Consider the following 13081-nt stretch of genomic DNA (forward strand, 5'->3'; position numbering starts at 1 on the left):
CAAGTGATGAGGAGAAAAACTTGGATAAGCACTTAGCGACGATTCGCGACGAAGTCTTCCGCCGCAATCCCGGCGAAGCAGAATTCCACCAGGCCGTCACGGAAGTATTCGACAGCCTTGAAGCTGTATCGGTCAAGCATCCTGAATACGCCGAAGCCGCAATCCTGCAGCGTTTGTGCGAACCTGAACGCCAGATCATCTTCCGAGTGCCATGGGTTGACGACGAAGGCCGCGTGCAGATCAACCGCGGCTTCCGCGTTGAATTCAACTCGGCTCTGGGCCCATACAAGGGCGGTCTGCGTTTCCACCCATCGGTTTACCTTGGCATCGTCAAGTTCCTGGGCTTCGAGCAGATCTTCAAGAACTCCCTGACCGGCATGCCCATCGGCGGCGGCAAGGGCGGCTCGGACTTCGACCCGCGCGGCAAGTCCGATGGCGAAGTCATGCGCTTCTGCCAGTCCTTCATGACTGAGCTCTACCGCCACATTGGCGAATACACCGACGTGCCAGCCGGCGATATCGGCGTTGGCGGCCGCGAAATCGGTTACCTCTTCGGCCAGTACAAGCGCATCACCAACCGCTACGAGTCCGGTGTGCTGACGGGCAAGGGCTTGAGCTGGGGCGGTTCCCTGGTTCGCCCGGAAGCCACCGGCTACGGCGCAGTGATCTTCACTGAAGAAATGCTCAAGACCCGCGGCCAGACTTTCGATGGCCAGCGCGTGGTCGTTTCCGGTTCGGGCAACGTGGCAATCCACGCCATCGAGAAGGCGCAGGCACTGGGAGCGAAGGTCGTTACGGCTTCCGACTCGGCCGGCTTCATCGTTGACGAGGGCGGCATCGACCTGGATCTGCTGCGTCAGATCAAGGAAGTTGAGCGCGGCCGCATCTCCGAGTATGCCGAACGCCGTGGCACCAAGAAGGTGAAGTACGTTGCCGGTGGCAGCGTCTGGGACGTTGCAGGCACCGTGGCGCTGCCCTGCGCAACCCAGAACGAATTGGGCGCTGAGGCCGCAAAGAAGATGGTTGCTGCTGGCACCATCGCAGTGGCCGAAGGCGCCAACATGCCTACTACCGCTGAAGCGACCTCGATCTTCCAGGATGCAGGGGTGCTCTTCGGCCCGGGCAAGGCTGCCAACGCTGGTGGTGTTGCTACCTCGGCTCTGGAGATGCAGCAGAACGCCAGCCGCGATGCATGGAGCTTCGAGCACACCGAGCGTCGCCTGACTGAGATCATGGTCGGCATCCACACCAGCTGTGCTGCTACTGCAGACGAGTACGGCATGCCGGGGAACTACGTCGCCGGCGCCAACATCGCGGGCTTCGTGAAGGTCGCAGACGCAATGCTCGCACAGGGCGTCATCTAATAATCTGCAGCGCTGCAATCCGCGTGAATTCATTGGGGACCCGGTGAAATCACGCGGATTGTCTCGTTCAGGCATCAAAAAATGTGATTCAGATGGTCACGTGTGTGTTTCGTGATGCAAAAGTTACAAAAGTGCGATTAGACTAGTACAAAGCGAACGTGAACCTGAACCGCCGATGTTGATCCAAAGTCGTGTAAGTTCATCTTCGCAAAATTAACGCGACGAATAAGAGATCAGCGTCAGGAGAATATCCCGCATGACGGATAAACAGAATTTTGCCGGAGCCCGTTTCATGACTGTGGCCGAAGTGGCCGACATGATGCGCGTTTCCAAAATGACCGTTTATCGGCTGATCCACGCCGGTGATTTGCCTGCTGTTCAGTTCGGTCGCTCCTATCGCGTTCCGGAAAACGCCGTGGAATCATATCTGAATGCCGCGGCCATTGATCCGCAGCACGGTACCGGTTCTTACGGTCGATAGTCCGCGCGATGGTCAGAGCATGACCGAAAAGCGGGTAATCTGTTAAGGAACGTTTAACGTCCGGTCAACCTTGTCCTTGGGCTCGCGCGCAAGCAGGCATTTGGGGTTGACGCATTTATTTAGTTTGTGAGGAACCACTATGGGCTCTGTTATCAAGAAGCGCCGCAAGCGTATGTCGAAGAAGAAGCACCGCAAATTGCTTCGTAAGACCCGCCACCAGCGTCGTAATAAGAAGTAAATCTACTTCTGAGCATTTGCCGCTTGGCAATCATCGCCACCGCTTCACAGTGAAACTGTTGAACGGTGGCGATTGCTTTATCCAAAGCCGCCCAGCGCCGGCCTAAGAGCCGGAACGGCGCAGAATGGACCGTCGCGCCGCCCAGAGCGCACCAAGCACTCCAGCGGCCTTCAGGCCTAGTTTGGCGGCTCGCTGGCCGGTGCGGAAATCGTAGACCTGCCAGCCGCGGCGCTTGGCGTAGGCGCGAAGCCGCGCATCGGGATTGATGCATACGGGGTGTCCCACAGCTTCAAGCAAGGGAACATCATTGTAGGAATCCGAGTATGCCCATGATTTCGACAGCGAGATGCCGCGAGCCTTCGCCAGGGTGCGCACCGCTTGCGCTTTTTCCGCAGCGTGCAGGATCGGGCTGGCCAGCGCTCCGGTGTAGAAACCGTCTTCGCTGGCCACTACAGTGCCCAATGCACCGGTAAGTTCGAGACGTTGCGAGATGACATTCGCCACTTCCAGGGGAGTGGCAGTGACTAGCCAGACTTCACGGCCCACCGTCCGATGCTGGCGAGCAATGGCTACCGTACCGGTCCATAGCTTGGGTTCGATGTATTCGTCATAGATCTCGTTGCCGATCTTCTCGATCTCGGACACCGGGATCCCTCGGACCATCATCAACGCACGGTCGCGAATCTGGTGAATGTCCCCTAGGTGCTCACCGCGCGCGGCGAAGCGCAACTGCTTGAGCGCGAACCAGAGGATTTCGCGGAATTGGAAGAAGCGGCGCTCATGCAGTTTCCGGGCCAGCAGATACAGCGATGCACCGCGCACAAGGGTGTTATCTACATCGAAGAAAGCGGCGACCGTGTCCGGAGCCAGGGCGGAATTCGGGCTGGGGTGATGATCGATGGAAGACATTTGATCCAGTTTATTTCATTGCCAAGTTTAAGGGCGGTTACGGCTCGTGAGATTATAGGCAGGTGAGTACTTTGAATCAGATCCAGCTGTTGGTTCGAGAAGGCTGCCACCTGTGCCAGGCCGCACGCGCAACCGTGGCCGAGGTGACTGGCCGGTTGAATATGGAGTTTTCCGAACTGGATATTGACCAGCACCCTGAATTGCTGGCCAAGCACCACGAGGAAGTGCCGGTTCTGCTGATCAACGGAGAAGTCCGCGACTTCTGGCACATCGACGCACAGCGTCTGGAACGACTACTGAGCAGCTAGCCGCTGCCGAATAAATGAAAATGCGTTGTGCTCTTCAAGAGCACCGAAAAGTGCGGGAGAACGAAGATGTCAGAGCTTGAAGCCCGGGTCCTGCCTGAGGCCACGCTGGCTCGACTGACCCAGTACTTGCGCGCGCTGAACGCCTTGGAAGCCCAGGGCCTGGAACGCACCAGTTCCGGGGTGCTGGCCAAGGAAGCTGGAGTGAACCCCTCCATCCTGCGCAAAGACCTTTCCTGGTTGGGTTCCTACGGAACCCGCGGGGTGGGCTACGTGGTCCGCGAACTGGCAGAACATATCAGCCGCACCCTCGGCCTGAACCAGGACTGGCGTGTGGCCATCCTCGGCGCCGGTAACCTGGGGCGCGCGCTCAGCGGATATGCAGGCTTCAGGACTCGTGGCTTCAATGTCAAGGCGATCCTGGATATCGACCCCGCACTGGTCGGCAGCCCGGTCGGCGAGCTGCACGTGGAAGCGATCGCGGACTTGGCCGCAGTGGTTGAACGCGAAGAAATCAACATCGCTGTTCTGGCAATTCCGGGCGATGCTGCGCAGGACCTGGTCTACGAACTGGCCGCGCTTTCGGTCCGCTCGGTGCTCTCGTTCGCACCGATGCCGCTTCGCGTACCCGCGGGCATGAACCTGCGGCGCGTTGATCTTTCCACTGAATTGCAGATTCTGGCATACCTCGCCGTTCAAGGCTGAAGCCGCGCAGACGAGAAAAGGCGTAGCCGCGTCATCCCTTGGGTGGATGGAGCGGCTACGCCTTTATTGTCCCTGCAGGGCCTCGCGAAGAGGCTCGGCCATGCGTTTAGCGGAAGCCGGCCAGGCGAGCCTGGCGGCGCTGCGCAATGTATTGCGAAGAAGGGCGCAACCAGGCGAAGACCACGCCTGCAATGCCCAACAAGATGCCCACAACGTAGACAGCGTTGATAATTCCGGCTTGAGTGTCAGCGAACATGCTGATCATTGGAACGATAGTCACCAGATTCAGCAGTGAAAGCGCACCGAGGATCGTGGCGATAATTCGCATGGCGCCCACGCCGCGGCCAACGAAGAAGCCCACCAGGAAATACAGGGCCAAGGTGATGATCATGGAGATAATCACGAAGGTCGACATCATGGAATTGACCTGGGCCATGAAGGCCTCAGGGCTTGCCATCATCTGTTCAACCAGTGGATCCTGCTCCATGCCCGGGGTGCTCTGCATCTGGTTCTGGAACTCTTCTTGCACCAGCGACCACTGCTGGCCAATCATGTTGGCCATCATGTTGGAGTTGGTCATCAGCCAGCTGGCGAGGGCACTGAAGATGCCCGCGAGCATGATCAAGCCAAAGGCGATAGCCAAGGTCCGTGGCCGCTCGGTCGGCGGCTGCACGCCGGCGTAACCTCCCTGCTGGGCATACTGGTCGTAGCCCGGTGCCTGCGGTTGCCCGTAAGGATTCGGATTCTGGCCGTACGGGTTCTGGCCGTACGGCGAGGGCTGCTGGCCGTAGGGGTTTTCGCCGTACGGGTTCTGCGATGAACCCTGGCCGGAAGGGCCCGGGTTGTAGGGCTGGCCCGGCTGGTTAGGATCGTTGTCGCTCATGATGCGTCCTTCTGGTCGAACTGTCTTATTGACTAAGCGTAGTGGCAGTCGATTGTGAGCAACCCCTCCGAAAGGATGGTTTTTCCATATGGGATTCCAATGCGTGTCCTGTGAATAGTTGACGGTGGCCACAATATGGCTAATTTGCACCGAATATTTGAGACACTGGAGGCATGCCTTTATCGACCGTCCATTTGTTGCGCCACGGGGAAGTTTTCAACCCTGACCGTATGCTCTACGGCAGGATCCCCGGCTTCGGGCTCTCGGAACTCGGATTCCAGATGGCCGATGGGGCAGGAGAATATTTTGCCAAGCGCCAAGCAGAAGGCGGCAACGTAGTGCGCCTGGTGGCCTCACCGCTCCTGCGAGCCCAGCAGACAGCCGCGCCGACCTCCAATGCTCTGGATCTGCAGGTCCACACCGACGAGCGGGTTATCGAAGCCGGCAACAAGCTGGAAGGGCTGTCCAAGGTTGCGGAGCACCTGCGTCAGCCGAAGTACTGGCCGCTGCTGGTCAACCCGCTGAAGCCTTCATGGGGCGAACCATATGCCCAGCAGGTTGCTCGCATGCGCCTGGCCATGGATGAGCACCGCAAGGCCGCCCTCGCCGAGCACGGTGAAGGAGCGGAAGTCATTATCGTCAGCCACCAGTTGCCGATCTGGGTTACGCGCCGCGCCGCCGAGAAGAAGCCGCTTTGGCACGATCCGCGCCAGCGCGAGTGCACCCTGGCTTCCATCACCAGCTTTGATTTTGAGGGAGACGAATTGGTCTCCGTGCGTTACACCGAGCCGTGCCCCGAGCTGCTTGCCGGCGCGGCGAATATCCCTGGAGCCTAAAGCAAAATGACAGATCCTGTGCCTAATCCTCGCCACTTGAGCCGCCGCACCATGTTGCGTTCGCTCATGGTTGCCGCCGCCGTGGTGCCCTTGGCTGCCTGCAGCGGCAAGGAAGATGCGCTGACCGCGCAAGCAAACAGCGGCGACGGCAAGAACTACATCGCTGGCGACGGCGCCGTGGAAGAGTACGAAGTTTCCAAGCGCAGCGAACCGGTTGCCCTCAAGGCCACCACCTACCATGGCACCGATATCGACTTCACGCAGTGGCAGGGCAAGCCCGTAGTCATGAACTTCTGGTATGCCGCCTGCGCTCCGTGCCGCATCGAGGCACCGGATCTGAAGGAAATCGCTGAAGGCTTCGGCGAGAAAGTCGAATTCATTGGCGTCAACGTACGCGATGAAGCCGAAGCGGCGAAGGCCTTCGAGCGCACTTTCGAGATTCCCTATGAGTCGGTACAGGATACCTCCGGGGACATCCAGCTGGCGATGACCAAGTACGTCCCGTTGCAAGCGGTTCCATCCACCTTGGTGCTGGACCGCCAGGGCCGTGTCCGTGCCCGCGTGATCGGTGCCGTAGAGCCTGGCACCCTGAAGTCATTGATCGACTCCGCTCTGACCGAAGAGTTGTGAGCTGATCAGTGACCACTAATCCCTTTGCCGACATCGTCCTGGACGGGTCGTTGCTGCTGGCTGCCCCAGTAGCACTGCTGGCCGGGCTGGTCTCCTTCCTTTCGCCTTGCGTCCTGCCGCTGGTGCCGGGCTACCTCGGTTACGTCACCGGGTTGACTGGTGCGGATCTGAAGGAGCACCGGCGCGGCCGCGTGGTCTCCGGCGTACTGCTCTTTGTCCTGGGATTCTCCGTGGTCTTCATCGCAGCGGGCGTGCTTTTCAGCCAGGCCTCCGCGTGGCTCAGGTTCAACGGCTCCTGGGTCACCCAGGCATTGGGCCTGGTCGTGGTCTTCATGGGCATCGTGTTCATGGGCGGCTTCTCCTGGATGCAGCGTGACCGCAAGATCCACAGGAAACCGCCTGCAGGCCTGTGGGGTGCCCCGGTTCTGGGGCTGACCTTCGGCCTGGGGTGGGCACCGTGCATCGGCCCCACCTTGAGTGCGGTACTGATCATGTCCACCGGTGTGGACGCGAACGTAGGGCGTGGAACGCTCCTGACTGTGTTCTATTGCCTCGGATTGGGTTTGCCCTTCATCCTGATTGCAATGGGGTTGCAGCGCGGCATGCAGGCGCTGGCGTTCTTCCGCAAGCACCAGGTTTTCATCATGCGTTTGGGCGGGGGACTACTCATTGCCTTGGGACTGGTCATGGTGACCGGCCTGTGGGGAACATGGGTAGCAGAACTGCAAAACTGGTTTGCCAATGAAGTGAGGTTGCCAATTTAATGGCGAAACAACAACGGAATTCCAAGGGAACTGGCGACGCGCCTGCTCTGGGATTCATGGGTTCCATGCGTTGGATCTGGACCCAGCTGACATCGATGCCAACAGCCTTGTTCTTGCTGTTGCTGCTCGCCGTCGCTGCGGTACCGGGATCGATCTTCCCGCAACGCGACGCCAACCCCGAATCTGTAGCCCAGTACCTGGAACAGCACACCACCGCTGGTCCATGGCTGGATCGCTTCCAGATGTTCGAAGTGTATTCATCGGTGTGGTTCTCCGCGATCTACATCTTGCTGTTCGTCTCGCTGATTGGCTGCATCATCCCGCGTGTGAAGAAGCACGCCAAAGCCTTGCGCACCCCGCCGCCGAGGACCCCGGTGCGCCTGGAACGACTTCCCCAGTACAGCTCGCATGAAATTCTGGAAGGCGAGACGGATACGCCCGATGACCAGCAGGTCATCGAGGATTCGTTCAGGATCCTGAAGAAGCGCGGCTATCGTGTCGAGCGCCGCGAGGATGCCACCGGGGCCTCGGTTGCCGCAGAGCGCGGGTATACCCGCGAAATCGGCAACCTGCTCTTCCACATCTCGCTGATGGGCGTACTGGCTTCGGCCGCGATCGGCGGAGCCCTGGGCTACACCGGGCAGCGCGTGGTTGTCGAGGGGGAGACCTTCGTGAATTCGCTGGTGGCCTACGACTCCTTCACCCCGGGCACCGGCTTCAATGCCGATAATTTGCCGCCCTTTGCTGTGACGCTGGACAAATTCGACATCATCTTCGACCGCGAATCCAAATCGCATTTCGGACAGCCGCTGGACTTCACCGCCCACGTCAAGGTGCGCGAATCGCCCGATGCCGAGCCAGTGAAGCAGGAGCTGAAGGTCAACCATCCGCTGCGGATCAGCGGCGGTGACGTGTACCTGGTCGGCAATGGCTACGCCCCGGTGATCACCGTCAAGGATGGCAACGGCAATGTCTCCTATTCCGGCCCGGCGGTTTCCATTCCGCAGGATTCGGTCTACACCTCGATGTTCGTGCTGAAGGTTCCGGACGCCGAGCCATCGCAGCTGGGCTTCCAGGGCTTCTTGCTGCCAACCGCACTGGTGGATGAGAACGGCTTCGGCATCTCGGGCGATCCCAACGCCATCAACCCCCAGCTGCACCTGAACTCGTACTTCGGGGATCTGGGCCTTGACGACGGCAACCCGCAAAACGTGTTCGTGCTGGACACGGAGAAGATGGAACCGCTGAACAGCCGTGATTTGGATGCCGGCGGCATCATCCTCGAAGCGGGGCAGACCTACGAGCTGCCCGACGGCAAGGGCTCGATTACCTTTGACGACCTCAAGCGCTTCGTTGCATTGGACATCAATCATGACCCGGGCAAGCTGCCAATCGGCATTTTCTCAGGTCTGGCGCTGATCGGCCTTGCAGTCTCGCTGTTCACCCCGCGTCGCCGCGTCTGGGTGAAGCTGAAACAAGAAAATGGCAAGCGTAGTATCGAGTACGCACTGCTGGCACGTGGCGAGGATCCGCGTCTGGAACGCGAAGCTGCAGAACTACAGAAGATCTTTGACAAGGCTTGGCCATTGGCAAGCCAGGAGCAGAACCAAGGAGCAGTAAATGGATAACGCTGGGGCATTAGCGCCAATCAATGAAACGCTGGGTGAATACAGCCAGTTGTTCATGCTGCTGGCCGCCATGGTCTACGGAGTGGTCTTCATCATTTTCGCCTTGGACCTGGCAAAGACCAACAAGTCCATCAGCGAAATGGATTCCGAAGCGCTCAAGCGCGACGAGGAACTGCTGGTTAGCGCCGGCGGAGCCGTGGGCACCAAGCCCCGTTCGCGCCGGGGTGCCGCTGTGCGTGCCGACAACGTCGGCGAGCATATCGTGACCGACAAGATGGAGTACACGCAGTTGTCGGCCAAGCGCCCCACGGCTCGCATTGCCGTGGTGCTGATGTGGCTGGCCGCTGCCCTGCACGGCGGTGCCGTGGTTTCCCGTGCGATAGCCGCGCACCGAGTGCCCTGGGGCAACATGTACGAGTTCCTGTCCACCGGTGCATTCCTGGTGGCTCTGGTCTTCTTGCTGGTGCTGATCTTCAAGGACCTGCGCTTCATGGGATCCTTCATCTCCGGCCTGGTCACCTTGATGCTGTGCGGTGCCACCATCGGCTTCCCGACACCGGTTGGCCACCTCGTTCCTGCCCTGCAGTCGCCATGGATCGTCATTCACGTCTCCATCGCCGTCCTGGCATCGGCACTGTTCGCCATCAGCTTCGCCATGAATGTGCTGCAGCTGGTACAGCATGCTCGCATGAACCGGCTGGCCGCTGGACAGGACGACAAGCTGCCCTTCATGCGCGTGGTGCCAGGTGCCGGCGCATTGGAGAACTTCGCCTACCGCATCAACACCATCGGCTTCGTGATGTGGACCTTCACTGTCATCGCTGGTGCGATCTGGGCTGAGGCCGCTTGGAGCCGCTACTGGGGCTGGGATCCAAAGGAAGTCTGGTCCTTCGTGATCTGGGTTGTCTACGCAGGCTACCTGCACGCCCGTGCCACCGGTGGCTGGACGGGCCCACGCTCGGCCTGGTTGTCGATCATCGGCTTCCTGTGCGTGGTCTTCAACTTCACCATCGTGAATATCTTCTTCGACGGTCTGCACTCCTACGCCGGAGTCTAGTTCCTAAGAATCCAGCACTGCGAGCGGTTTCCCTTTAGCGGGGAGGCCGCTCGCAGTACTTTAAGCGTTCGTTGCGGGCCCTGGTACTCAAGTGCGGGGCACTGACCGGCGCCTGCCCCCGTCCGCCCCTCCAGCGCCCGTAGAGGAAGCCCCGCGTCCCTGGCCGCCTGCAAGAATGCCCGAAGTTCCCACGAGGCATGAAAAAGCCCAGCGGCGCTGGCACGCGTGCTGGGCTGGTTGCCGGGATCCCGGCAGTACTAGGGGGTTATTCGGTTTCAGACGAAGAGCTGTCGGTGCCTTCTGGCTTGTTCTTGCGTTCTGCACCTGGCTTCGGTTCCTTGGCCTCAGGCTTGGCTGGTTTCTCGCCATCGGCTTTCTGCACGTCTTCACGTTTAGTGAGGTCTTGCTCACGCGCTTTCGAGTCGGCTTCACGCTGTTGCTGGCGGCGCCAGACCTCCAGCTGGCGCAGGAAATCCTCATCGTCGTCCGGAGCCATGGACTTCTGCGCAGGGGCTCCATTTGACGCAACAGGGCGACCTAGGAGGAACCACAAACCGGCTCCGATTAGCGGAAGGAGGATGACGACCGCAATCCACGCAGGCTTAGGCAATGAACGAATGCTGCGGCGCTCTGCACGAGCGCATTCGATCAGGGTATAAATCGTCAAAGCAACCGAAACCACTGCGGCGAAAATCAATAAGCGGACCATGCTTCCATTCTAGTGATAATCCTGTTCACAGGTTCACCGGTAGACTTGAGACTATGCAGTTTGTGAAATATACCGTTATCCGCCTAGGCATATTCCTAGCCGTTTTCTTGGGCCTCTGGTTAGGTATGAGGTGGCCAATCTTCGTTTCCGGAATCATTGGCCTGGTCGTGGCCTTCGCGGTGGCCTACCTTTTCTTCAATAAACTTCGGCTAAAGGCGAACGAAGATATCCGCAACGCTTTCAGCAAGACCTCGGCAAACAAGACCAGGATGCAGCTAGCTGATGAAGCCGTTGAGGATGAATTCGACGAATCACAGCGCAAGCAGACCCCTGGCGCCGAGTAAATTTCCCCACGCAGGTTCACCTCGAACTGCATAGCCAGCCATTCACGCATGGCCGGCAGAACAATTAACGAGATGGGCTGGCCGGATCAATTGATCCGGCCAGCCCATCTCGTTTTTCCTTCTGCAGCGGTGGCTAGGCCAAAACCTCGATGGCGATAGCCAAGGAGAAGAGCACCGCATATACGACATTGACCATGCCGGTCTGCTTGAGCACCAGCACCAGCTTTGGCAGCTGCTGCTCGCGAAGCATCAGCAGCGATGGAGCCACTGCAGGAACGAAGGTGAGCAGGATCAGCCACATCCACGGGAAGGCGCTGGTGGCCAGCAAGGGGAGCAGGATGGCTACCGCCAGCATCAGCACGTAGCTCAAGCGGGCATTGTGTTCGCCAAGGCGCACAGCCAAGGTAATCTTTCCCACCTCTTTATCGGTAGGAATGTCTCGCACGTTATTGGCCATCAGCAGGGCGCAGCCAATCAGGCCGGTGCCGATGGCACCCCACAGCGAAGCCATGGTCAGCTGGTTGATCTGGGTGAAGGTGGTACCCAAGGTGGCGACCAAGCCGAAGAAGATGAAAACGTAAATATCGCCCAAGCCACGGTAGCCGTAGGGGTTCTTGCCGCCGGTGTAGCCCCAAGCGGCGAAGATCGCGGCGACGCCTACCAGCAGCAGCGGCCACGAGGAAGAAATGATGACCAGGACCAGACCGAAGATGGCGGCTAGCCCGAAGCAGCCGAAAGCGGCATTGCGCACATTCTTCGGCTCGGTGAGCTTGGAACCGGTCAGGCGCAGCGGGCCGACGCGTTCGTCATCGGTGCCTCGGATGCCGTCCGAGTAGTCGTTGGAGTAGTTCACTCCGACCTGGAGCAGCAGGCCAACCAGCAGAGCCAAGACGAAACGGAACCAATGAACGGTTCCAGTTTCGCCCAGCGCGGCTGCGGTACCGATGACAACCGGGGCAATGACGATAGGCAAGGTGCGCAAACGCGCCCCAGAAACCCACTGGGAAAGTGTGGCCACTTTCTGTCCTTTCAGGGCAAGCGGAAACTCGTACCCTCTAGTTTCCCGCGATTAGGCGTGCAAGGCGAATCGAGACTAGTCGCGAACGCCTAGTTCTTCGATGACCAGTTGTCGATTGAACTTGCCATTAGGCAGCTGCGGCAAGCCAAGAGGGTAGTGGCGCACGTGCTTGGGCACCGCTTCCTTGCCCAAGGTCCGGCGCACCGCTTCGAAGGCATCGGCGGTATTGGTCGGGCCCGCATAGGCCAGGCCAACGCTGTGGCCCCATTGCGGATCGGGCACCGGGACCACGATTGCCTGCGTGAAGAATTCTTCCAGCAGCCCTTCAATCTTCGATGCCGAAAGCTTGATGCCCCCGGTATTGATCACATCATCGATGCGTCCAATGATCTTCAAGCGCTGTTTTTCAACGGTGCCCAGGTCATCGGTGACGTACCAGCGGACACCATCGCGTTCAATGAAGTGCTCGGCGGTGGCTTCGGGGGAGTTGGCGTATCCGTCGGCGAGCATGGGGCCGGCGACCCAGATGCGCCCCTCATGCGCTGCCAGCTGCACGCCGGGAAGGGCCGTGCCGTTGTAGACCAGGCCGCCGGAAGTTTCCGAGGACCCATAGGTCTGGAAAATCTTCAGCCCATGGTGTCGGGCGCTGACCAGCAGGTCCTTGCTGGCTCGCGCGCCGCCCAAGAGGATGGCGTCGAAACGCTTCAGCGCCTGCAAGGTTTCCGGCGCCGGGTTATCCAGCAGCCGGGCAAGCTGGGTTGGAACCAGCGAGGTGATCCGGCGGGAGTCGATCATTTGATTGGCGGCTTCGGTGAATGCCGTGGCCGAGAAGCTGCCCTCGGTGTCCATCACCACGGGCTTGGTGCCGGCGAACAATGAACGCGTCAGCACGCTCAGTCCCGCGACATAGTGCACCGGCAAGGCCAGCAGCCACTGGCCTTCGAAGCCGAGGAACTCGGCCGTGGCCTGCGCACTGGATGCCAACGCCGAAACGCTGAGCACCGTGCGCTTGGCCCGGCCGGTGGAACCGGAAGTCCGCACCACTGCCATGGGCTGCTCGAAACCTGGCAGGTCCTGTGGTGCAAAGTACTCGATGCGCCAGCCGTTGGGGTTGCTCTCATCGAGCAATACCTCAACGGCCGGCCCCCCGTCATTGGCCGCCGTGGCCAAGGCTGCGAGCAGTTCAGAGAGTTGTCTGTCCATATCCGGT

General features: G+C 59.8%; 16 protein-coding genes. 11 read left to right on the forward strand and 5 right to left on the reverse strand.

The window, feature by feature from the left end; translation table 11 throughout:
* The first annotated feature begins 20 nt into the window (after positions 1 to 20).
* From gdhA to ACIOJF_RS00705, 3 genes are all read left to right on the forward strand, one after another.
* Positions 21 to 1364, forward strand: coding sequence for an NADP-specific glutamate dehydrogenase (gene gdhA, locus ACIOJF_RS00695; RefSeq protein WP_105656957.1), 1344 nt, complete (start codon positions 21 to 23; stop codon positions 1362 to 1364).
* 256 nt (positions 1365 to 1620) lie between these two features.
* Positions 1621 to 1845, forward strand: a complete 225-nt coding sequence (locus ACIOJF_RS00700) for a helix-turn-helix domain-containing protein (protein WP_013349804.1) — start codon at positions 1621 to 1623, stop codon at positions 1843 to 1845.
* 139 nt (positions 1846 to 1984) lie between these two features.
* Positions 1985 to 2083, forward strand: a complete 99-nt coding sequence (locus tag ACIOJF_RS00705; protein ID WP_005504750.1) for a 30S ribosomal protein bS22 — start codon at positions 1985 to 1987, stop codon at positions 2081 to 2083.
* Between the two features lie 102 nt (positions 2084 to 2185).
* On the opposite strand, the gene ACIOJF_RS00710 is transcribed toward ACIOJF_RS00705, so the two are convergent.
* On the reverse strand, positions 2186 to 2992 hold the full coding sequence (locus ACIOJF_RS00710) for an HAD family phosphatase (RefSeq protein ID WP_105656956.1): 807 nt from the start codon (positions 2990 to 2992) through the stop codon (positions 2186 to 2188).
* Positions 2993 to 3054: 62 nt separating this feature from the next.
* Between ACIOJF_RS00710 and ACIOJF_RS00715 the strand changes: the two genes are divergently transcribed.
* Together ACIOJF_RS00715 and ACIOJF_RS00720 are read left to right on the forward strand one after the other, a co-directional pair.
* Positions 3055 to 3300 (forward strand): glutaredoxin family protein, encoded by a 246-nt coding sequence (locus ACIOJF_RS00715; RefSeq protein WP_332485935.1) that lies wholly within the window; start codon positions 3055 to 3057, stop codon positions 3298 to 3300.
* 27 nt (positions 3301 to 3327) lie between these two features.
* On the forward strand, positions 3328 to 4002 hold the full coding sequence (locus ACIOJF_RS00720) for a redox-sensing transcriptional repressor Rex (RefSeq protein WP_286134124.1): 675 nt from the start codon (positions 3328 to 3330) through the stop codon (positions 4000 to 4002).
* Positions 4003 to 4108: 106 nt separating this feature from the next.
* On the opposite strand, the gene ACIOJF_RS00725 is transcribed toward ACIOJF_RS00720, so the two are convergent.
* Entirely contained in the window at positions 4109 to 4885 is a 777-nt protein-coding gene (locus ACIOJF_RS00725; protein ID WP_105656954.1) for a DUF3824 domain-containing protein, read from the reverse strand.
* A 173-nt stretch (positions 4886 to 5058) separates the two neighbouring features.
* Here ACIOJF_RS00725 and ACIOJF_RS00730 point away from each other — a divergent pair, with 173 nt between their 5' ends.
* From ACIOJF_RS00730 to ccsB, 5 genes are read left to right on the forward strand one after another with little or no spacing between them, the layout of a single operon-like run.
* Positions 5059 to 5721 (forward strand): histidine phosphatase family protein, encoded by a 663-nt coding sequence (locus ACIOJF_RS00730; protein ID WP_105656953.1) that lies wholly within the window; start codon positions 5059 to 5061, stop codon positions 5719 to 5721.
* Positions 5722 to 5757: 36 nt separating this feature from the next.
* Positions 5758 to 6351, forward strand: coding sequence for a TlpA disulfide reductase family protein (locus tag ACIOJF_RS00735; protein ID WP_332485937.1), 594 nt, complete (start codon positions 5758 to 5760; stop codon positions 6349 to 6351).
* Between the two features lie 8 nt (positions 6352 to 6359).
* The gene (locus ACIOJF_RS00740; protein WP_332485938.1) at positions 6360 to 7115 is read left to right on the forward strand and encodes a cytochrome c biogenesis CcdA family protein; all 756 of its coding nucleotides are present in this window, start codon (positions 6360 to 6362) and stop codon (positions 7113 to 7115) included.
* Complete coding sequence (locus ACIOJF_RS00745; RefSeq protein WP_105656950.1) at positions 7115 to 8743, forward strand: cytochrome c biogenesis protein ResB; 1629 nt, start codon at positions 7115 to 7117, stop codon at positions 8741 to 8743. The genes ACIOJF_RS00740 and ACIOJF_RS00745 overlap by 1 nt, the downstream gene beginning before the upstream one ends.
* Positions 8736 to 9800, forward strand: coding sequence for a c-type cytochrome biogenesis protein CcsB (gene ccsB, locus ACIOJF_RS00750; protein ID WP_105656949.1), 1065 nt, complete (start codon positions 8736 to 8738; stop codon positions 9798 to 9800). The genes ACIOJF_RS00745 and ccsB overlap by 8 nt, the downstream gene beginning before the upstream one ends.
* Positions 9801 to 10065: 265 nt before the next feature.
* Here ccsB and ACIOJF_RS00755 read toward each other — a convergent pair whose 3' ends face one another.
* Positions 10066 to 10509 carry a PLD nuclease N-terminal domain-containing protein gene (locus ACIOJF_RS00755; RefSeq protein ID WP_332502784.1) on the reverse strand — a complete coding sequence of 148 codons (444 nt, stop codon included), beginning with the start codon at positions 10507 to 10509 and terminating at the stop codon, positions 10066 to 10068.
* A gap of 53 nt (positions 10510 to 10562) precedes the next feature.
* Between ACIOJF_RS00755 and ACIOJF_RS00760 the strand changes: the two genes are divergently transcribed.
* The gene (locus ACIOJF_RS00760) at positions 10563 to 10853 is read left to right on the forward strand and encodes a DUF4229 domain-containing protein (RefSeq protein ID WP_402741090.1); all 291 of its coding nucleotides are present in this window, start codon (positions 10563 to 10565) and stop codon (positions 10851 to 10853) included.
* A gap of 133 nt (positions 10854 to 10986) precedes the next feature.
* On the opposite strand, the gene ACIOJF_RS00765 is transcribed toward ACIOJF_RS00760, so the two are convergent.
* Both ACIOJF_RS00765 and ACIOJF_RS00770 read right to left on the reverse strand, forming a co-directional pair.
* Positions 10987 to 11871, reverse strand: a complete 885-nt coding sequence (locus ACIOJF_RS00765; protein ID WP_332594627.1) for a 1,4-dihydroxy-2-naphthoate polyprenyltransferase — start codon at positions 11869 to 11871, stop codon at positions 10987 to 10989.
* Positions 11872 to 11946: 75 nt separating this feature from the next.
* Positions 11947 to 13074 carry an AMP-binding protein gene (locus tag ACIOJF_RS00770; protein WP_402741091.1) on the reverse strand — a complete coding sequence of 376 codons (1128 nt, stop codon included), beginning with the start codon at positions 13072 to 13074 and terminating at the stop codon, positions 11947 to 11949.
* Between the last annotated feature and the right edge of the window lie 7 nt (positions 13075 to 13081).

The organism is Glutamicibacter sp. NPDC087831, from assembly GCF_044742845.1.
Taxonomy (GTDB): Bacteria; Actinomycetota; Actinomycetes; order Actinomycetales; family Micrococcaceae; genus Glutamicibacter.

What these genes read in the sequence shown, in the direction of transcription:
- ACIOJF_RS00700 (WP_013349804.1), top strand. Translation starts at nt 1,621, where the DNA reads ATGACGGATAAACAGAATTTTGCCGGAGCCCGTTTCATGACTGTGGCC.
- ACIOJF_RS00705 (WP_005504750.1), top strand. Translation starts at nt 1,985, where the DNA reads ATGGGCTCTGTTATCAAGAAGCGCCGCAAGCGTATGTCGAAGAAGAAG.
- ACIOJF_RS00710 (WP_105656956.1), bottom strand. Translation starts at nt 2,992, where the DNA reads ATGTCTTCCATCGATCATCACCCCAGCCCGAATTCCGCCCTGGCTCCG.
- ACIOJF_RS00725 (WP_105656954.1), bottom strand. Translation starts at nt 4,885, where the DNA reads ATGAGCGACAACGATCCTAACCAGCCGGGCCAGCCCTACAACCCGGGC.
- ACIOJF_RS00730 (WP_105656953.1), top strand. Translation starts at nt 5,059, where the DNA reads ATGCCTTTATCGACCGTCCATTTGTTGCGCCACGGGGAAGTTTTCAAC.
- ACIOJF_RS00745 (WP_105656950.1), top strand. Translation starts at nt 7,115, where the DNA reads ATGGCGAAACAACAACGGAATTCCAAGGGAACTGGCGACGCGCCTGCT.
- ccsB (WP_105656949.1), top strand. Translation starts at nt 8,736, where the DNA reads ATGGATAACGCTGGGGCATTAGCGCCAATCAATGAAACGCTGGGTGAA.
- ACIOJF_RS00755 (WP_332502784.1), bottom strand. Translation starts at nt 10,509, where the DNA reads ATGGTCCGCTTATTGATTTTCGCCGCAGTGGTTTCGGTTGCTTTGACG.
- ACIOJF_RS00760 (WP_402741090.1), top strand. Translation starts at nt 10,563, where the DNA reads ATGCAGTTTGTGAAATATACCGTTATCCGCCTAGGCATATTCCTAGCC.
- ACIOJF_RS00770 (WP_402741091.1), bottom strand. Translation starts at nt 13,074, where the DNA reads ATGGACAGACAACTCTCTGAACTGCTCGCAGCCTTGGCCACGGCGGCC.